Consider the following 18035-nt stretch of genomic DNA (forward strand, 5'->3'; position numbering starts at 1 on the left):
ATGGAGATAAAAGCCAGCGAGAAGGATACGCTCACCCCCGGCGAGGCCGAGTTCCAGCGCACCTGGCGCGGCTCCACTTACCACGTGGTCTACACCGTCGACCAGGCCATTAAGATTATCACTACTCCTTAATTTCTGCAATGCCCGCTGCCCTCGATACTGCCCAGCATCTGCCCCCACCCGCTTTAGGAATGCCTACGCTCAGCATCAACCACCGTGGTCGCGTCTACCTCAGCCACGAGTTGGCACGCCGCTTAGGCCTCAAGCCGCTTCAGCCCATCGACCTCTACCCACCCCGTCCCGGTGATAAGTATTGGTATTTGGACCTACGCCCGAAGGCCAAGCGCCGCATTAATTGGTATGCCGATACCCGGCCCCGCATTCCCCACATCGTCTTGCCTGCTGGCATTGTGGTTGCTGGCCAGCGGCTGGTACTGCAACTAGTGCCCGGCGAGCCCGAGTTTCCCCACTACTACCCCCTGCAACCTGATGCCCTCCCTTCCTAAGGCCCAGCGCCGCCCGTGGCAGGCCGCCCCTGCTAAGCGGGTGTATGAGCAGCACGCGGCCCGTAGTCCCGAGTACAGCACCGCCCGCTGGCAGCGGGCCCGCGAGGCCCAGCTCAAGCGCTGCCCGTGCTGCGCCGAGTGTACCAAGCAAGGCCGCACGACGGTGGCCACGGTGTGCGACCACATCACCCCCGTGCGCCTCGGCGGTGCCTTCTATGACCCGGCCAACCACCAAAGCCTGTGCAGGCCCTGCCACCAGCGTAAGAGTGCCTCAGAGGGCCGTGAAGCGGCTAGGCAGACAGGCACCCTACCACATTAGGCCAGCAGGTCAAATAACATCGTGCCAAACCACCCAAAAACACCTCTGAAAGTGCCATTTTGGGCCAAAAAAAGGCATTTTAGGGCAAAAAAGGGGACGAAAGGGGGGTAGGGGGTCAAAATCCTCAAATCCTGACCCGCCTAGACCGTAGCCCAGCCTCACAAACACACGCGTGCATAATTCATTTAGAAAATCTCCTTATGGCTGCCGGCCGTCCTCGTAAACCAACCACCCTCAAAAAGCTCGGCGGTACACTTCAGCCAAGTCGCACCAACGCGCTTGAACCAGTACCCGACGTTGCGTTAGGCTTAGCGCCTGAGTGGCTGACTCCTATGGCCAAAGAATACTGGCAGGAAATCGGCGGATTGCTGTTGCAAATGAAGATAATTTCCTATGCCGACACGGCTGCCATGACCCTACTCTGTGACGTGCTCGCGCAGTGGGTAAGCGTGCGGGTCACTATTGCCAAAAGAGGCCGGGTGTACGAGTTGCTCAGCGACGGCGGCAAGGTATTCCGCGCCCGCCCCGAGGTCGCCATGGAGGCCGACCTGTGGCGCCGCGCCAGCCGCATGCTAGTGGAGTTCGGCCTGACGCCAGCCAGCCGCAGCAAGGTATCGGCGTTGGGCGGCACGGAGGAAAAAGACCCGTTATCAGCCCTATTCGACGAAGCAAAATGAAGTTGATTACTCAGCCCGAGGGGTCGACTGTTTGCGGCCAGTGCTGCGTGGCCATGATAGTCGGCGTGTCGCTCAATTCTTGTCTAACCGTCTTCTGCCACGATTGGGCTACCTCGCCCAAGGTGCTACGCTGGGCCTTGAAATACTATCACTACACGCCTGCCAGGCGCCTGCTCAAAATCAAGCTGCCCGCGCTGCTGCCTGACCTCTGCATTCTAAAGCTCACCTACCCTTTTCAGCAAATGGGTCACTGGGTAGTCTACAACGCTGGTCAGATTTACTGCTCAGTGCATGGCATCTATGACTACAACAAGTACGAAGCCGTCGCCGATGGCAAGCTCACCCACTACCTCGGCTTTACGAAAACTAAATGAGTACCCTCGCCCCCTGGCACCAATACGCCCACGATGTAACGGACGCCGGCCGCGCCGAAGCCGCCGTGCAGGACAAGCTGCGCCCGATTCTGCTGCGCATCGGCACGCTGAAAAAGGACAAGGAAACCGACCATACGGCCCAGATTGCCGCCCTGGAGCGCAAGGCCGAGCCCCTACGCGCCCAGCTGCGGGCCCTGCCCCTGCGCGTGGGCCGCTACACCTACCTGGCCGGCGAGCGCCACCTGCGCGACCTCGAAAATGGCGCCGCCCGCGGGCTGCGTTTCGACGAGAAAGCGGCCACCATCGCCGTCAAATTCTTCGGCCTGCTCACCCACAACAAGGGCCGCTGGGCCGGCACCCCGCTCACGCTGGAGCCCTGGCAGCAGTTCTTTATCGCCAGCCTCTTCGGCTGGAAACGGGCCGACGGCACGCGCCGCTTTCGCGAGTCGTATCTGGAGGTGGCCCGCAAAAACGGCAAGAGCACCGTCGGCTCGGGCGTGTGCCTGGAGCTGCTCATCCTCGACGGCGAGGCCGGCGCCGAAATCTACACGGCGGCCACCAAGAAAGAGCAGGCCCGCATCGTGTTCGGCGACGCCCAGAATATGGCCCGCAAGTCCACGGCGCTGCTCAAGAAAATCAAGGTGCAGCAGAATGCCATCTTCATGCCCTCGACCCTGAGCACGATGAAACCCATGTCGTCGGACTCGAAAACCGAGGACGGCCTCAACCCGCACGGCATCTACATCGACGAGTACCACGCCCACCCTAACGACGGGTTGTACTCGGTGCTCAAGTCGGCCACCGGCGCCCGCGCCCAGCCGCTGCTGAGCATCATTACCACGGCGGGCTTCAACCGGCTCGGCCCCTGCGCCCAGCTGCGCAAAGCCTGCATCGACCTGCTCGAAGCCAAGTACCACGACGACTCGTACTTCGTGCTGATTTATGCCCTCGACGAGGCTGTTGATGACTGGAACGACGAGAGCACCTGGCAGAAAGCCAACCCCAACCTGGGCGTGTCGGTGGGCCTGGACTACCTGCGTGAGCAGTACGCGGCGGCCGTGCGCACACCCTCGCAGCAGGTGCCCTTCAAAACCAAGCACCTCAACCTGTGGACCGACGCCTCGGCCGTGTGGCTGCCCCACGAGCTGTGGATGGCCGGTGCCACCGGCACGGCCGTGGCCGAGCTGGCCGGCCGCAAGGCCTGGGGCGGGCTGGACCTGGCCAGCGTGCGCGACATCACGGCCCTGGTGTTCATTTTCCCCAAGGAGGGCGGCGCCTTCGACGTACTGTGCTGGTTCTGGGTGCCGGAAGATTCGGTTGATGAGCGCACCAAGAAAGACGGGGTACCCTACCGCCAGTGGGTCGACGAGGGCTACCTGCTCACCACGCCCGGCAACGTGACGGACTACAACTTTATCAAGGCGCAGGTAACGGAATTGTGCGAAACCTACCTGGTGCAGATGATTGAGTACGACCGCTTCAACGCCTCGCAGATGGTAATTGACCTAACGGAGGCCGGCGTGCCCATGCAGCCTTTCGGCCAGGGCTTCGTGTCGATGAACGCGCCCACCAAGGAGCTGGAAAAGCTCGTATTGGACGGCAGTATTCACCACTACGGCAACCCGGTGCTGGCCTGGATGATGGGCAACGTGGAGCTGGCCCGCGACCCGGCCGACAACATCAAAATCAACAAGGGCAAGAGCAAGGAAAAGGTCGACGGGGCTGTGGCCCTGGTCGAAGCGCTGGGCGGCTACATGAGCCGGGACAAGGAGCCCGAATACATCTACCAGGACGGGCGCGGCTTTATCGTGCTCTAACTCATTTACCCCGCAATACCCCGCACCTATATCAATCCCGCTGGGCCCACTTCGGAGCTTTGAACAAGCTAATCCGACGCCGTGGGCCTGTTTTCCTTCTTCTCTTCTGCCAAAAGCAAGCCGCAGGCCGTGCTGGGTGACCCCAACAGCCTGGGGGGCGCGGCCACGCCGGTAGCGGACGGCGGGGGCGTGTTCGATGCCCGGCTGGTAAGCTACCTCAACAGTGGGGCCACGGGCCCGCTGGCCGGGGTGACGGTCAACGAGCAAACCGCCGTGACGCTTTCGGCCGTGTGGGCCTGCGTGCGCGTCATTGCCGAGAGCGTGGCCCAGCTGCCGCTGCTCGTGCTCGACAACAGCACCCGCGGCGCCCGCCGGCTGGCCACCGAGCACCCGGCCTACTTGCTGCTCACCCTGGAGCCCAACCCCCGGCAGTCGGCCTTTAACTTCTGGGAGCTGATGGTGGCCACGGCCGCCCTGTGGGGCAACGCCTACGCCCTGATTGAGCGGGACGCCCGCTTTACTCTACTGGGCCTGCACTGGGTACACCCGCGCAACGTCGAAGTGATTGAATACGGCGGCGAACTCTTCTACCAGCTGGTAGGCGAAAAGCAGCCCCGCCAGGCCTACGAGGTGCTGCACATCGCGGGCCTGGGCTTCAACGGGGTCACCGGGCGCTCGGTACTGAGCGTGATGGCCGAAAACATGCGCCTGGGCCTGTCGGCCCAGCAGTTCGGCACCAACTTCTACGAGAACGGCGCCAACATCGGTGGGGTGCTGGAAACGGCAGCCAAGATTGACGACTCGGTGCTGACTCGCCTGCGCAAGCAGTTTGCCGACCACAACGGCGGCATGCAAAACAGCCACAAACCGCTCATTCTGGAGCAGGGCATGAAGTACGTGAAGGTCGGCATGCCCCCGGTTGATGCGCAATTTATCGAAACCCGTAAGGTACAGGCCGAAGAAATCGCCCGGGCCTTCCGCGTGCCGCAGCACAAAATCGGTATCCTGGACCGCTCCACCAATAACAACATCGAGCACCAGGGCCTGGAGTTTGTGACCGACACGCTGGGGCCCTGGCTGGTGCGCATTGAGCAGGAATGCAAGCGTAAGCTGCTCACCGAGCGCCAGAAGCCTACCTACGCCATCAAGTTCGACTACGACGGGCTGTTGCGCGGCGACGTGACCGCGCGCGGCAATTTCTACAAGTCGCTCTGGGGCATGGGCGTGCTCAGCGCCAACGACATCGCCGAGATGGAAGACCGCGACCACGTGCCCGGCGGCGACGAGCGCTACGTGCCGCTCAACATGGTGCCGACGACCCTGCTCAAGGAAGTCCTGCTGAAAAACCCGGGGGCCAGCGCCTCGGCCAAACCTGAACCCGACCCTGCCAAATGAAAAAGCAGCCCACCACCGAACGCCGGTTTCTCAAGAATGACACCGCCCACGTGAGCCTGGAGTACCGGGGCGAAGGGGACGACAAGCAGCCCGCCGCATTCATCGGCAAGGCCATCGTGTGCAATTCGCGCAGCAAAAACCTGGGCGGCTTTGTGGAGATTATCGACCCCAAAGCGCTCGATGAGTGCGATATGAGCGACGTGGTGGGGCTCTTCAACCACGATAGCAACTACGTGCTGGGCCGTACCACCTCGGGCACTATGACGCTGACCCGCGACGCGGACGGGGGCCTGAGCTACCGCATTGCCTACGACCCCACCGACCCCGACCACCAGCGCGTGATGGCCAAGATTCTGCGCGGCGACGTGGTGGGCTCCTCGTTTGCTTTCCGCGTGGCGGCCGGCGGCGACAGCTGGGACAAGGAGGATACCGATACGAGCAGCCTTTACGTGCGCACGGTCACCAAAATCAGCAAGCTCGCCGACGTGTCCCCGGTCACGACACCCGCCTACGGCGCCGCCACGGCTGCCAAGCGCAGCCTCGACCAGTACAAGGAAACCTACCCGACCCTGGAAACCGCGCCGCCCGTCGTGCCGCTGTCGGTGCATCGCCGCCGGCTGCAATTGCTGGAGCGCGCCGCCTGATTTACCCTTCTCACCTTTTTTCTGCAACCCAAGTACCCATGAAAAAACTTAAAGAACTGCTGGAGGAGCGGGCTGCCAAGCTCAAGGACTCGCTAGCCCTAGTGGACACGGCCGAGGCTGAAAAGCGCGACCTTACGGCCGAAGAAGCGACTCGCTTCGACGCCTTGGGCGGCGAAATCGGCGCCCTCGACGTGCAGATTACCCGCGCTCGCGTGGTAGAAGCGCAGCGCGCCGCCGCCGCTGGCGCCGGTGCCCCAGCGGCTAACCGCCACGGCGCCGAGCAGGAGCGCGACCTCTCGAAGTTCTCGTTGCGCAAGATGGCCCTCGACGTGATGGAAAACCGCACGCCCTCGGGCCTGGAGGGCGAAATGCACCAGGAGGCCGTAAAGGAAGCCCGCGGCATTGGCGTCGCCATCGAAGGCGTGGGCATTCCGTCGTTTCTGGCCATGCAGCAGCGCCAGGCCCCGGGCCGGGTAGAGCGCCGCGACAACTCGGTGACCATGCCCACGCAGCCCGCCGACGGCTCGGCCGTGGTGTTTCAGGACCCCGCCCAGCCCATTCAGGGCCTGCTGCGCCCGGCGCTGGCCGTGCAGGCCCTGGGCGCGCGCCTGCTCACGGGCCTGGTGGGCGAGGTGCCGTTTCCGGCCATCACGCAGGGCTCGACCAGCACCTGGAAGCCCGAGGTAGCCGAACTCGATAAGTCGAACGTCAAGTTTGGCCGCTCGAAAATGAACCCGCACCGGCTGGGTACTTACCTGCTGCTGAGCAAGCAATTTCTGATTCAGACCTCGCCGGACATCGAAATGATGATTCGCCAGGACCTGCAATTGTCGGTGGACCACGCCGTGGACCAGGCCGCCATCTACGGCGACGGCCAGCAAAACAGCAACCAGCCGCTGGGCCTGCTCAACACGCCGGGCGTGTACGTGGCCAACGGCGGGGCCAACGGCCGCGTGCCCACCCTCAACGACATCGTGGGCCTGGAAGCCTCGGTGGAGATTCAAAACGCGGCCGTGGGCAGCCTGGGCTACCTGATGAACAGCAAAATCAAGGGCACGCTCAAAACCACGCCGCTCGTCAACAGCTACCCCGTGTTTTTGCTCACCGACAACAACGAGCTCAACGGCCACAAGCTGGTGGTGTCGAACATGGTGAAGGATGCCCCGCGCGGCTCGGCCACCGTGGCCTCGACCGTGGCCTATGGCGACTGGAGCCAGATGATTATCGGTCAGTGGGGTGGGCTCGACCTGCTCGTAGACCCCTACACGCAGGCCACCAACGGCCAGACCCGCCTCATCGTGAATTCCTTCTGGGATATTCTCGTGCGCCGGGCCGCCTCGTTCGCCCTGTTCGTGGGCGCGACGCCCAGCGCCGAAATCGCCGCGTTGCAGCCGCAGTAAGCCGGCAAATCCTCTTTGTTTTACCGCCGCTGGCTCCTGGTGGGTCAGCGGCTTAACAAACTCTCCTTATGCCTGAGACGACGCATTACAAGGTGCTGGCTGCACCGATTGACCTCTGTACCCATCGGGGTGATATGGTGCAATTATCGGCCGAAAAAGCAGCCGAATACGCTGAAAAAGGCGAGTATTTCCGCCCGGCCACGCCCGAGGAAGTCGAAGCTTACACCAAAACCCAGGAAACGGCTACGCTACCGCAGGCGGCTGAGACGGCTATGCTACCCGGGGGGGCTGTAAAAACGGCGAAAGAGGCCGCCGATTTACTGGCAAAAGGGGCAAAAGACGCCGACAAAGACCCTAAAAAGTAGTCAAAATGCTCACCCTCGCCCTCTTAAAAGCGCACCTCAAGCTCGACGCGGCCCCTGGCGACGAGGACCCGCTGCTGCAGGCCTACCTGGCGGCGGCCCTGGGTGCCTTCAAGGTGGAGAGCAAGCGCCGCTGGCCAGTGGTGGGGGAGCCGGCTATCGTGAAAACGACCGACCCCATCGCTACGCCCCCCACCACCGAGTTTGTGGCCTACGTGGACCCGGCCGTGCTCAGTGCCGACGAGCAGGCCCTGGCCGACCAGTGGCTGCGGCTGGCCATCGGCCATTGGTACGAGAACAAGCAGGAGGTGCTGGCCGACGTGCGCGCCGTGGCCGTGCAGGTGCCCATGGCGTGCGGGTATTTAATGAATTTAGTAAGAACGCCTACGCTATGAATGACGGAAAAATCCCTGCTGCGCCCAACCTACGCGCGTGGCCTGACCATATGCGAGACTTCGAAAAGGCACGCCTCAAGGAGGTACAGCGCGCCATTATTGAGCAGGTAGAAGCTGGCGAGCCGCTTTATAATGAGTTGGTGGGCGAATACCACTTTCTGCGCGAGCAAGTCACCAGGCCCTTGCCTGAGTTGCCCCCATCCGAGCCCAATAAGCTCGAAGATGGCAGTTGGTCGCTAGTAAAGCCTTCCAAAAAATGAACATCGGCCGCCTCGACCGCCAGGTGACGCTGCAGCAGCCCGCGGCCGTGCCGCAAAACCAATTCGGTGAGCCCGCCCCGGCTGGCTTTACCGACATGGCCACGGTGGCGGCGGGCGTGGAGTACAAGCCCGGCGGCGAGGCCGTGGCGGCCGACCAGAACACGGCCACCCAGCGCGTGGTGTTCACCCTTCGCTTCCGGGCCGATGTACGCCCCACCTGGCAGCTGGGCTACGAGGGCAAAACCTTTCAGATTACCGATGTGGCCGAAATCGGCCGGCGGCGTGGGCTCACCCTTACCTGCTACTCGCATGGGTAAAAACCTAAGTTTTGTCGGTATTGAGGAACTGAGTCAGGTGCTCGATGGTCTGGCTGGCGACAAGAAGCTCAGCGGCAAAGTGGTGCGGGGCATCCTGGGCAAGGCGGCCAAGCCCATTATTCAGAAAGCGCAGGAGCTGGCCCCGAAGGAAGACGGCGACCTGCAAAAGTCCATCGGCACCATCCCCGGCCGGGGGCAGGGCAAGGGCGAGCAGGTATACGTCGGGCCCCGGCGCGGCGGGCGCTATAAGGGCTATGCCGGCCACCTGGTGGAGTATGGCACGGCGCCGCACCTTATCCGGGCCAAGGCCGCCGGCGGGCAGCTGCACCTGCGCGGCAACGTGTTTGTCGAGCAGGTACACCACCCTGGCGCCGCGGCCAAGCCCTTCATGCGGCCGGCCTTCGACAGTAAAAAGGACGAGGCTATCGGCATCATCAAAGACGAGTGCCGAATCATTATTGAATCCGAGTTTAAAAGTATCAAATTCTAGTGGAACCCGGCGCGCTCCTCTTTTCCCTGCTCAGCCAGGCACCCTCGGTGGTAGCCCTGCTGGGCACACGCATTTTTCCCATCCTGGCCCCGCAAACCACGCCGTTTCCCTACCTCACTTATCAAGTTATCAGCCAGAACGGCAACGAAACGATGGGGTGCATACTCGAAGACGACGCCCGGGTGCAGCTCTCCATTTTCGCTAAGACCTACGCCGAGGTGTGCACCATTGCGGCGGCCACCCGCGCCGCGCTGGCCGGCCAGGAAGTGGGCACGGTGCTGCTCACCTTCGACGGCAACCGCGACCAGGCCAGCGACCCCACCACCTGCTACTTCCGCACCCAGGACTACCTGCTGACCGGCCTCACCCCCTAACCTCTTACCTTTTTTCTGCAAAACGATGGCTAAAGAAACCATTACCGGCTACAAGGTCGGGCTCTACCTCGAAAAAGAGGAGGGCAGCAACGAGTTTATCCGCGTGCTGTGCGCCAACAGCATCAGCCTCGACATCACCACCGAGGCACTGCCCACCGATTGCCAGGACGTGGACGGCGCCGACGGCAATTTCGCCAGCTCCGAGCCGGGCCAAATCAGCTGGACGGCCGGCGGCGAATTGAGCGTGCGCAACTTCACCGGCGCCGACATCGCCACCAACGTTTCGGCGGCCGACCTCGTGGATTACCAGCTGGCCGGCCGCAAGCTCAAGCTGCAATACCAGCTGGGCAAGGTGACGGGCTCGCCCGTGTATTCGGGCCTCGTCTGGATTAACAAAAACGGCTTCAGCGGCGCCAACAAGGATACGGTGAAAGCCGCCGTAGCCTTCACCGGCACCGGCCCGCTCACCAAATCGGCGGTGGTCATCTAATAACGCCTGCTTTCATGTATCCCAAAAACCCCGCTCAGCTTCTGGGCGGGCTTTTTGGGCGAAAGCCAGTTCATTTCTCACTCTTTTTTTCTGTTTCATGAAAGTTGCTACAGCCCCCAACGTCGCGCGCGGCGAACTAAACATCACTATCGACGGCCAGGCCTACCCCATACGCTTTAGCCTGGCCGTGCTGCACGACTATACCCGCGCCACCGGGCATAGCATCACGCAAATTGGCGAGCAGTTAAATAAAGACCTGCTGGGCACTATCGGGCAGCTACTGGCTTCGGCTGTGAAACGCTACGTGCCCGCCGAGAAGCTTCGGCCTGGCTTCGACATTGGGGATGCGCTCGACCTGACGCAAACCATGAGCGCCGAAGAGTCGGGCGAATTAGCGGAAGCCGTATGGGCTGCCATTCGGGTCGATGAAAACCCTTTCGTGACAGCGCTGATAGCCAAAGCCCCCAAGCCGGAATCAGCGCCGAACGAGAATGGGGCCAGCACCTCGACTTCGCTCTCGGCCAGCTAGAGCTGCATCCGGTCGAATTCTGGGAACTCACGCTCTCGGAGTTCGACCGCAAATGCCGGGGCTACCACCGCCGCGAATTGGAGGCCTACCGCCGCACGCGGCTCATTGTGGCGGAGCTGCGCAATGCCTTCCGAGGGCCCAAAGACCCCTGGCAAGCGCCCGAGCAGGTTATGCCCCTGCCCGGCGATAGCGCTGGCCCAGCCACAGCCCCCGAAACCCCCGAAGATATTGAGGCCCTCTGGGCTGAGCTTGACCAGCGCGACGCCGCGCTTTTACCTACCACCAATGGCTGATATTCTTGCCTCCGTCTCCGTCGTACTAGGCGCCGAAATCAGTGGGTTTCGGGCTGCGATGGCCGACGCACGAAAGGAATTGCGGGGCCTGGTGCAGTTCAGCGAGGGGCTCAAGGATATTGGCAAGAGCCTCACCACCTACGTGAGTGCCCCCTTGGCCCTACTCGGCGGTGCTGCGGTGGCGGCTTCGGCCAAGATGGAAGGCCTGAGCAAGGGCCTGCAGGCGATTGCGCAGGCTGACTTGGCCAAAACCAGCACCACCGGCTTCGTTTCACTACAGGAGGCGGCCACGGCCACCGGCGAGCGCCTGAAAGTGTTGCAGGAGTTGGCCAAGGCACCGGGCATTGGCTTCGAGCAGGCCGTGCAGGGCGATATCCGGCTGCGCGCCGTGGGCATCAGTGCCGACCAATCGGCTAAGGCGCTGAAAGAGTTTGCCAACGCCATTGCCACCACCGGCGGCGGGGCCAGCGAGTTCGACCGTGTTACCGTGCAGTTAGCCCAGCTCTCAGCCAAAGGCAAAGTGCTTAGCCAAGACTTGCGCCCCATCATCGAGGCGGCCCCGGCCGTAAGCCAGGCCCTGCTCAAGCTCTACGGCACGATTGACAGCGAGACGATTAGCGCCAGCCTTACCAAGCAGGGCAAGAGCAGCACCGACTTTATTAACGTGCTCACCGATGAGCTAGCCAAGCTGCCCCGCGTGACGGGTGGGCTGGCTAACTCGTTTGAAAACCTGTCGCAAACCACTACGCAGAGCCTAGCCAAGATTGGGGATGCCATCAGCAAGTCGCTGGATTTGCCCGGTATCACCGAGAGCTTGAGCAGCGGCATTGAGGGGCTGGCTGCCACGTTCGAGGGCCTTTCGCCCGCTACGCAGTCGTTCATTGTCGGCTTGGCGGGCCTGGCTGTAGCAACGGGCCCGGTATTGGTTGCCGTAGGCACGCTGGGCGCCGCCCTGCCCGCGCTGAAAGTAGGCTTTGCCACGCTCGGCACCGCCACCACGGCCGTAGGCGAAACGCTAGCCCTGCTCACTGGCCCCGTGGGCCTGACGGTGGCCGCCCTGGCCGCGCTGGCCGCCGGCATCTACTACGTGAGCACGGCCAGCGACCGCTCGCTGAAAGCGTACCAGGACCAGGCCAAGGAAACGGACACCTTGGTTAGCAGCATTAACCCGCTGCTGGAACGCTACAACGAGTTGAGCGCGAAAACGAGCCTCACGGCGGCCGAGCAAGCCGAGCTAGCCAGCGTGATTAAGCAACTGGCTGCCGCGGTGCCCGGCGCCACCACGGCCATTGACAGCTACGGCAACGCAACGGCCATCAGCGGCCAGGCGGTAACAGAATTCACCAAAGCGCTCGAAGCCCAGAAATCCGCGCAGGCTGCGCTCAACTTGCCCGCTGCCAGCCAGAAGTTAGATGAGCTGGCCACAAAATATCAGGTGCTCAAGCAGCAAGCTGATGAATTCAATAAAACCGGCAGCATCAGGGTAGATACTTTTGATTCTGGTGGGGGCTCAGTGGAAGTCTACAAAGCCGGCAGCCAGGCCGTGCTCAAGCTGCAAGCCGACCTGGCCACGGCCAACGTGGAGTTTCTGAAGCAGCGGCAGCTCGTGGATGAGCTGAAAAGCAGCACCCAGGGCCTGGCGGAAACCGACGCCAGCCTGGCCGGCGCGCTGCAAAGCGTGGGGCTGGCCAGCGCCCGCACCAGCGGCATCCTGGCCGACTTGCGCGAGCGTCTCAAAACCGTGCGCGAGGAGCGCGAGAAGGCGACCACTACCGGCGAAATTTTTGCCGATAATAAGCTTATTGAGTCGCTCGAAAAGCAAATCAAAGCGCTGGAGGGCACCGACAAGGCCAGCAAAAAAGCAGCCGATGCCCTGGCCAAACTGCGGGCTGAGCTGGCAAACCTTGGCAAGCTCGATGGCTTGCTAGGCAGCACACCCACCCAGTTGGAGGTACTGGAGCGACGCATTGGCACGCTGACGAGTGGGCTGAAAAACCTGGTGGACGCGGGCGTTTCTACCTCCTCAAAAGCTTTTCGGGGCCTCGTGAGCGAGACGGTTAATTTGCAACAGGCCTTCGACAAGCTACAGGCCAGCAGTGAGTTGAATCTTAAGCCGGTGAATGTAAAATCACTCGTGCCGCAAACCATCGGCGACACGCTGCCGCAGGACGTGGCGCGGCTGCTGGGCGACTATGCCAAGCAACAGAAGCCGTTTGAGTTGCCAGTGCCCGTGAAGCTGAATATGCAGGCTATTTTGGATGCACCCAAACCCTCTGAATTGCTGAGCAAGGAATTAGTATCACTGGGTAAAGGATATCAACAAATAAGCGCAGCTACTGACATTTTTGGCGGCAGCTTTGATGCGGCTGCAGCCAAAATAGATGTAACACGAAGTGCACTTCAAAATCTTATATCACAAGGCTTTACCGTTGCAACTCCGTTAATTAAAGGGCTGAGTGAGGACTTGAAGAATCAGGTTGCCTTGTATGATATCAACACTGCTGCTACTAGCGCATTAACCAGTGGGCTTACTGGGCTAGCTAACGGGTTATTAGAAGGCCTGGGGCAGCTAGCTACTGGCAGCCTTACGCTAGAGGCATTTGGCTCGACAGTATTAGGGCTCGTGGGCAAATTAGCCACGCAACTGGGTGAGGCCATTGTAGCCGTCGGCATCGGCATGCTCAACCTTAAAACTGCGTTCACCAATCCTTTTGCTGCTATCGCCGCTGGGGCTGCGCTCATTGTGGTGGGTGCAGCTTTGAGCAGTATTGCCGGCAGCGCTGCCAATAGTGGCGGGGGCAGTGTGTCTACCTCAGCAGCTTCGTCACCACGGGCCTATACGCCTACTACGGCACCAGCCGGCGCCAGCCAGGCGGGGGGCAATACGTTCGTGCACAATATCAAAGTGGAGATTGCCGGCTCCAGCTTGGTGGGCGTGTTGGCGTTGGAAACTGATAAGCTGGGCCGGGTGATAGGCCGTAAGTAGCAATGTTAGAGGTCGCCTGCTGCCTTTTTCGCAGCAGCTTTGTCTCTAGCATTCATTTCGGCAACTAGCTCGTTGCTCACTATGTACACCTCGCAGTAGATGCCCGTTGTAGCTGAGCTGTAAATGCTTCGATAAGCAGCAGTGCTTGTCTTTTTTTCAAAGGTCATCGTCACCTTGCTCCCTGTCCACGCCAGCTTATTATACCCCGCTTCTTGCCCTTGCCCGTATTGCGCAGTCAACACCGCAAGCAATTTGTTGGAGTTGGCTTCTCCCATGGTGCTAAAGGATATGGCAGCTAGCTTATTCTGATAAGAGGCAAAGCCTAAGGTCATAAGCCGGATATCTCCAATGGTCATTGATTCATTAGGTGCAACATAGGTGCTAGCGCCCCGCAACTTTAAGTTCGGATAGTCAACAATTGAGCTACCAAGCTTGTATTGCCTAAACCCATTTTTAGCATCAAGCGTCTCCGTGCTGGCAGGCAGCTTCTCAAGCTCCTTTGCTTCGGCGGCTCTTTTTAATTCGGCGCTAGTCGGAACTGGCGGTTGCATCTGGGCATGAGCAGCCGTAGCAGCCAATAAAAACAGGAGTAGTAGATATTTCATAGTTTTTCACATAACTCGCCCGCCCACGGCCCATACCGCCAGCACCAGCAACCCAATGCAGGCCAGGATATAGTAGTCTTCGTGCTCAGGGCGGTATTTGATGCCGGGAATATAACAACTTACCCCGCAATACCCCGCTACCCTGCCCGCCCTGGCAGCCCCTCATCGGAGCTTTGAGGCATGGATGTGGCGCTCTATTCACTAAGCTGGGCTCGCTTTAATACGCAACGTACTGTTTCGTATCAGGACAGCCCGCGCCGCATCGTCAGCGCTGCCGGGCCGCTGGACCCCGACCAGCCGCAGCGCTCCCCCAGCGGTGAACCCGACGACCGGCCCTTTGCCGACGGCGAACTCATCACCACCCGCTACGAAGGGGACGAAACGGTTACCCTTTACGCCCAGAACGGGCTGCCCTACGCCCGCTTCGAGGTGGCCTACACCGCGCCGCCGGCTGCCTGCGACCTGGCCATCCCGACCACCACGCCCTCGGCCGATGGCTTCAGCTTTACCGTCACCACCAGCCACCCGCCGTTCACCTCCAGTCTCACGACGGATGCGGGCAGCTTCGTGGCGGGCAAAACCACCTACAGTGGGCTAGCCCCGGGCTCTTACCCGTTTTTCGTGCGCGATGCGCTGGGCTGCCAGCAAAGCGGCTACGTCACGATTGGCACCCCGGCCGGCAGCAGTACCTACCCGCCCCCCGGCGCCATCCTGCTCAAGCGCACCGTGAAGCCGGCCTTCAACGGCGACCCCGACCGCTACATCACCCAGGAGGATTGGTACGACCCGGCCACCCGCACGGCCGGGCACTACACCATTTTCGACTCGCTCGACGGCGACCCCTACAGCCGCCCCGAAGCCGAGGTAATTGACCGCTGGTGCGTGGCCCCGGGCGTGGAGCCCTTCACCGAAAACCAGGTGCACCACAACGGCCGCGGCGGCATCACCCTCGTGGCCGTCGACGGGGTGATGGCCTGCCAGTACACGTGCACGCTCACGCTCGCCCTCTCGGCTACGAGCGTGCACAACGGCCGGGCCGACCTGACGGCCACGGCCAGCGGCGCGCAGGGCCCCATTGAGTTCAGCCTCGACAACTTTCTCACGCCCGGCCTGGCGCCCACGCCGGCCGCCGGCAACAAGTACGTATTCTACGGCCTGCGCACCGGCTCCTATCCGGTGTACGTGCGCGAAACGCGCCTGAACGGCTGCACGGCCACGGCTACCCTTACCATCACGGCGCCCTACGGCCCGCGCTACGAGCACGGCTTTCGCGATGCCGACAACGTGGCCTGCCTGCTGCGCATTTTCGAGCGCGAATACGACGGCGAGCCCGAGCGCATTACCTATGCCCAGCCCGCGCCGGTAGTGCTCGACTGGCCCGGCGGGGCCACCGACCACCTGTTCACGAGCCTGGTGCGGGGCAGCGAGTGCCAGCTGGCGCTCTACATGGCCACCCGCACCCAGCTGCTGCCTTTGTACAGTGGCGATGAGCGCCTGCACCGCGTGGAGGTGAGCCGGGCCGGCCAGCTACTCTGGAAGGGCTACCTGCTGCCCGAGCAGTACGACGTGGCCTTTCTGACCCCGCCCAACACGTTCAGCTTGAGCGCCACCGATGGGCTGGGCACGCTCAGCACCGTGCCTTTCCTGGGCGCGGCCGGCCAGGCGCTGCAAGGCGATTGGACGCTGCTGGAGTTGCTGCTTTTCCTGCTGGCCAAGCTCGACGTGGACCTGCCCCTGCACACGCTTTTTCACCTCTACCCCCAGACGGCCACGCTGGCCAGCCCCGCCCTGGAGCAAATCCGCGTCGACGTGAGCCAGTACCAGGATGACAAAGGCAAGGCCTGGGACTGCGGCAAGGTGCTGTCGGCCGTGCTCACCACCTTCCAGACCCGCCTGTATCAGTGGGCCGGGGCGTGGTGGCTGGAAAGGCTGATTGAGCTACGCCCCACGGCGCTTACCTACGTGAGCTATTCGCCCACCGGCACCCGCTTGGCAAACGCCAGCCGCGTGCCGCTCGAACCCATCGTGCGCTTCGCCGCCGGCCGCCCGGCCTGGCAGGGCAGCGGCCAGCGCCAGGGCCTGCGCCCGGCCGTGGGCCACATTGCGGTGGCGGCCGACCCGGGCGAGCTGGCCAACTACCTGCGCCCGGTGCTGCCCAAAAACAGCGAGGTGCCCGGCCAGTTGCCGCTGGGCTGGCTCGCCACGGCCGACGTGCCGAGCGAGCTGATTTACCAGGGCCAGGAAAAAACGCCCCTGCTGCGCCTGGCCGGCAGCAGCGGCTACACCGCCGCTACGGCGCCCTGGGTGCAAACCCGCAGCACCTTCAGCCTGCTGCCCAACAAGGGCGACAGCAACGAGCTTGTGCGCCTGGCCTTCACCGTGAAGCCCTACGGCAACACCCCGACCACCACCGAGGCTGACCAACCCGTGCTGTACGTGGCCGTGAAGATGGGCAGCGTCTGGCTCTGGAACTACCTGGCCGGCAAGGGCCCGGGCCTGCCCCCGGTAGACAGCCCCACGCCCGTGCAGGTGCCGCTGCGCTTTGCTGATGCCAGCGAGCAGGAGCTTGTCCTGTTCTTCTCCACCTCGACCAGCCAGCAGAGCCAGCCCCTGGCCGTGCGCTTCTACGCCCCGGCCGGGGGCCTGACGCCCACTACGGTCGATATCAGCGAGCTGGCGCTCGGCTACGAAAGCGGCAGTGTGCAGGCGGCCGAGAGCTACACCACCGCCTACACCACCGACACGGGCCAGCTCGTGAGCCGGGTCGATGAGGACCTCGCGCTTTTCCATTCCGACACGCCCCTGGCCCGCCGGGCCGGCACGCTGCTCGATGCCCGGGGCTTCCCCACCGCGGGCTGGGTGGAGCCGGCCAGCCCCACGCTGCCGCTGGAAGCCGGTGACTACGTGGTCACGGCCCGTAACCTCTGGCAGCAGCGCCCGGCCCAGGTGCTCACCGGCACCCTGCGCGGCCTGGCCGGCGGGCCGGGCGCGCTGCTCACCGACCCGGGCGAGGCCCGCCCCGCCGTGTACGTGCTGACGGCGGCCACCTACCCGCTGGCCAGCGCCGCCTGGCAACTTACCGGCGTGCAGGATTTGCTGCTAGGCGTAGCCGAGCCGGCCTTTCCGGACCACGCCATTTACAACGAAGACGACAGCGCCTGGCTGACGGATTCGGGGACCGTTTTGCTCTACGAGGATGCCAACTAGCAAGAAATTAAGTCAACAGCCCGTGGTCGTCGAGCTGCTGCCCGGCGACCGCCTGCCGGCCCTACGCCGCGCCGTGGATGAGGCCGACGCCAGCAAGCGCAACCCCACGGTGGGCGCCGAGGCGGTGGCCACCTGGCTGACGCCGTTCCTGGCCACGGCTGATTTTACCCACCTCGACCTGCCGGGTGCCCGGGCGCTGCTGACCAGTACGGCGCCCGACCCGCAGGTACGGCCCGGCGCCTTCTACACCATCGACGGCGATTGGAACGCCACGGGCAACGATGCGCGGGTATTTGTGCAAGGCCTGGCCCTGAGCGCCTTCAGCCCGGTAGGCGTGCTGCGTGATGCACTAGGGGCCTACTCCTTCGTGCAGGTTGATGTAATGGCGGCTACGGCCGTGCCCGTGGCCTCGCCCCCGTCTGGGGGCCGCAACACGGGGCCCTACAAGCCCGGCAGCGACTATACCCAGTACGATTTAGTTACGTACCGGGGCCTGAGCTACTACGCGGGCGAAGATGCCTCCGGGGTGGGGGCGTTCGACCCGACTGATTGGCGCGTCTTCGGGCCGGACCCGGCCGTGGTGGCGGCCAATACG

Annotated in this window: 21 protein-coding genes; 20 read left to right on the forward strand and 1 reads right to left on the reverse strand. The window is 62.7% G+C overall.

Annotated elements, in window-relative coordinates:
* Positions 1–140 precede the first annotated feature (140 nt).
* The 18 genes from Q5H89_RS23095 to Q5H89_RS23180 all read left to right on the forward strand — a co-directional run bounded on the left by Q5H89_RS23095 (position 141) and on the right by Q5H89_RS23180 (position 13628).
* Positions 141–506, forward strand: a complete 366-nt coding sequence (locus Q5H89_RS23095; RefSeq protein WP_305021708.1) for a hypothetical protein — start codon at positions 141–143, stop codon at positions 504–506.
* Complete coding sequence (locus Q5H89_RS23100) at positions 490–825, forward strand: HNH endonuclease (RefSeq protein WP_305021709.1); 336 nt, start codon at positions 490–492, stop codon at positions 823–825. The genes Q5H89_RS23095 and Q5H89_RS23100 overlap by 17 nt, the downstream gene beginning before the upstream one ends.
* A 200-nt stretch (positions 826–1025) precedes the next feature.
* Entirely contained in the window at positions 1026–1502 is a 477-nt protein-coding gene (locus Q5H89_RS23105; RefSeq protein ID WP_305021710.1) for a phage terminase small subunit P27 family, read from the forward strand.
* On the forward strand, positions 1499–1876 hold the full coding sequence (locus Q5H89_RS23110) for a hypothetical protein (protein WP_305021711.1): 378 nt from the start codon (positions 1499–1501) through the stop codon (positions 1874–1876). The genes Q5H89_RS23105 and Q5H89_RS23110 overlap by 4 nt, the downstream gene beginning before the upstream one ends.
* A complete protein-coding gene (locus Q5H89_RS23115) occupies positions 1873–3693 on the forward strand; it encodes a terminase large subunit (RefSeq protein ID WP_305021712.1) in 1821 nt (606 codons plus the stop codon). The genes Q5H89_RS23110 and Q5H89_RS23115 overlap by 4 nt, the downstream gene beginning before the upstream one ends.
* A gap of 81 nt (positions 3694–3774) precedes the next feature.
* Positions 3775–5088, forward strand: a complete 1314-nt coding sequence (locus Q5H89_RS23120) for a phage portal protein (RefSeq protein ID WP_305021713.1) — start codon at positions 3775–3777, stop codon at positions 5086–5088.
* A complete protein-coding gene (locus Q5H89_RS23125; protein WP_305021714.1) occupies positions 5085–5732 on the forward strand; it encodes an HK97 family phage prohead protease in 648 nt (215 codons plus the stop codon). Before Q5H89_RS23120 ends, Q5H89_RS23125 begins: the two co-directional genes overlap by 4 nt.
* A gap of 38 nt (positions 5733–5770) precedes the next feature.
* Positions 5771–7132: a phage major capsid protein gene (locus tag Q5H89_RS23130; protein WP_305021715.1), complete on the forward strand. Its 1362-nt coding sequence runs from the start codon at positions 5771–5773 to the stop codon at positions 7130–7132.
* A gap of 68 nt (positions 7133–7200) precedes the next feature.
* Positions 7201–7497 (forward strand): hypothetical protein, encoded by a 297-nt coding sequence (locus tag Q5H89_RS23135; RefSeq protein ID WP_305021716.1) that lies wholly within the window; start codon positions 7201–7203, stop codon positions 7495–7497.
* Positions 7498–7502: 5 nt separating this feature from the next.
* Entirely contained in the window at positions 7503–7889 is a 387-nt protein-coding gene (locus Q5H89_RS23140) for a hypothetical protein (RefSeq protein WP_305021718.1), read from the forward strand.
* Between the two features lie 50 nt (positions 7890–7939).
* Complete coding sequence (locus tag Q5H89_RS23145) at positions 7940–8149, forward strand: hypothetical protein (protein ID WP_305021719.1); 210 nt, start codon at positions 7940–7942, stop codon at positions 8147–8149.
* Positions 8146–8466 (forward strand): phage head closure protein, encoded by a 321-nt coding sequence (locus tag Q5H89_RS23150; protein WP_305021720.1) that lies wholly within the window; start codon positions 8146–8148, stop codon positions 8464–8466. Before Q5H89_RS23145 ends, Q5H89_RS23150 begins: the two co-directional genes overlap by 4 nt.
* Entirely contained in the window at positions 8459–8956 is a 498-nt protein-coding gene (locus Q5H89_RS23155; RefSeq protein WP_305021721.1) for an HK97-gp10 family putative phage morphogenesis protein, read from the forward strand. Before Q5H89_RS23150 ends, Q5H89_RS23155 begins: the two co-directional genes overlap by 8 nt.
* Entirely contained in the window at positions 8956–9330 is a 375-nt protein-coding gene (locus tag Q5H89_RS23160) for a DUF3168 domain-containing protein (RefSeq protein ID WP_305021722.1), read from the forward strand. Before Q5H89_RS23155 ends, Q5H89_RS23160 begins: the two co-directional genes overlap by 1 nt.
* 25 nt (positions 9331–9355) lie before the next feature.
* The gene (locus tag Q5H89_RS23165; RefSeq protein ID WP_305021723.1) at positions 9356–9820 is read left to right on the forward strand and encodes a hypothetical protein; all 465 of its coding nucleotides are present in this window, start codon (positions 9356–9358) and stop codon (positions 9818–9820) included.
* A gap of 97 nt (positions 9821–9917) precedes the next feature.
* Positions 9918–10349, forward strand: coding sequence for a hypothetical protein (locus tag Q5H89_RS23170; protein ID WP_305021724.1), 432 nt, complete (start codon positions 9918–9920; stop codon positions 10347–10349).
* A 77-nt stretch (positions 10350–10426) separates the two neighbouring features.
* Positions 10427–10642: a hypothetical protein gene (locus tag Q5H89_RS23175; RefSeq protein WP_305021725.1), complete on the forward strand. Its 216-nt coding sequence runs from the start codon at positions 10427–10429 to the stop codon at positions 10640–10642.
* Positions 10635–13628: a tape measure protein gene (locus Q5H89_RS23180; RefSeq protein ID WP_305021726.1), complete on the forward strand. Its 2994-nt coding sequence runs from the start codon at positions 10635–10637 to the stop codon at positions 13626–13628. Before Q5H89_RS23175 ends, Q5H89_RS23180 begins: the two co-directional genes overlap by 8 nt.
* Positions 13629–13633: 5 nt before the next feature.
* Here the strand turns inward: Q5H89_RS23180 and Q5H89_RS23185 are convergent, their stop codons facing one another.
* Entirely contained in the window at positions 13634–14233 is a 600-nt protein-coding gene (locus Q5H89_RS23185) for a hypothetical protein (protein WP_305021727.1), read from the reverse strand.
* 180 nt (positions 14234–14413) lie between these two features.
* Here Q5H89_RS23185 and Q5H89_RS23190 point away from each other — a divergent pair, with 180 nt between their 5' ends.
* Together Q5H89_RS23190 and Q5H89_RS23195 are read left to right on the forward strand one after the other, a co-directional pair.
* The gene (locus tag Q5H89_RS23190) at positions 14414–17440 is read left to right on the forward strand and encodes a hypothetical protein (RefSeq protein ID WP_305021728.1); all 3027 of its coding nucleotides are present in this window, start codon (positions 14414–14416) and stop codon (positions 17438–17440) included.
* Positions 17430–18035, forward strand: a 606-nt coding sequence (locus Q5H89_RS23195; RefSeq protein WP_305021729.1) for a hypothetical protein, incomplete at its 3' end; no start/stop codon positions are given. The genes Q5H89_RS23190 and Q5H89_RS23195, both read left to right, overlap by 11 nt.

The organism is Hymenobacter cheonanensis (genome assembly GCF_030581075.1).
Taxonomy (GTDB): domain Bacteria; phylum Bacteroidota; class Bacteroidia; order Cytophagales; family Hymenobacteraceae; genus Hymenobacter.

Bases quoted from the DNA above. Each gene is read 5' to 3' on its own strand.
- Q5H89_RS23095 (WP_305021708.1), top strand. From the start codon at position 141: ATGCCCGCTGCCCTCGATACTGCCCAGCATCTGCCCCCACCCGCTTTA.
- Q5H89_RS23100 (WP_305021709.1), top strand. From the start codon at position 490: ATGCCCTCCCTTCCTAAGGCCCAGCGCCGCCCGTGGCAGGCCGCCCCT.
- Q5H89_RS23105 (WP_305021710.1), top strand. From the start codon at position 1,026: ATGGCTGCCGGCCGTCCTCGTAAACCAACCACCCTCAAAAAGCTCGGC.
- Q5H89_RS23110 (WP_305021711.1), top strand. From the start codon at position 1,499: ATGAAGTTGATTACTCAGCCCGAGGGGTCGACTGTTTGCGGCCAGTGC.
- Q5H89_RS23115 (WP_305021712.1), top strand. From the start codon at position 1,873: ATGAGTACCCTCGCCCCCTGGCACCAATACGCCCACGATGTAACGGAC.
- Q5H89_RS23125 (WP_305021714.1), top strand. From the start codon at position 5,085: ATGAAAAAGCAGCCCACCACCGAACGCCGGTTTCTCAAGAATGACACC.
- Q5H89_RS23130 (WP_305021715.1), top strand. From the start codon at position 5,771: ATGAAAAAACTTAAAGAACTGCTGGAGGAGCGGGCTGCCAAGCTCAAG.
- Q5H89_RS23135 (WP_305021716.1), top strand. From the start codon at position 7,201: ATGCCTGAGACGACGCATTACAAGGTGCTGGCTGCACCGATTGACCTC.
- Q5H89_RS23140 (WP_305021718.1), top strand. From the start codon at position 7,503: ATGCTCACCCTCGCCCTCTTAAAAGCGCACCTCAAGCTCGACGCGGCC.
- Q5H89_RS23145 (WP_305021719.1), top strand. From the start codon at position 7,940: ATGCGAGACTTCGAAAAGGCACGCCTCAAGGAGGTACAGCGCGCCATT.
- Q5H89_RS23150 (WP_305021720.1), top strand. From the start codon at position 8,146: ATGAACATCGGCCGCCTCGACCGCCAGGTGACGCTGCAGCAGCCCGCG.
- Q5H89_RS23155 (WP_305021721.1), top strand. From the start codon at position 8,459: ATGGGTAAAAACCTAAGTTTTGTCGGTATTGAGGAACTGAGTCAGGTG.
- Q5H89_RS23165 (WP_305021723.1), top strand. From the start codon at position 9,356: ATGGCTAAAGAAACCATTACCGGCTACAAGGTCGGGCTCTACCTCGAA.
- Q5H89_RS23170 (WP_305021724.1), top strand. From the start codon at position 9,918: ATGAAAGTTGCTACAGCCCCCAACGTCGCGCGCGGCGAACTAAACATC.
- Q5H89_RS23180 (WP_305021726.1), top strand. From the start codon at position 10,635: ATGGCTGATATTCTTGCCTCCGTCTCCGTCGTACTAGGCGCCGAAATC.
- Q5H89_RS23185 (WP_305021727.1), bottom strand. From the start codon at position 14,233: ATGAAATATCTACTACTCCTGTTTTTATTGGCTGCTACGGCTGCTCAT.
- Q5H89_RS23190 (WP_305021728.1), top strand. From the start codon at position 14,414: ATGGATGTGGCGCTCTATTCACTAAGCTGGGCTCGCTTTAATACGCAA.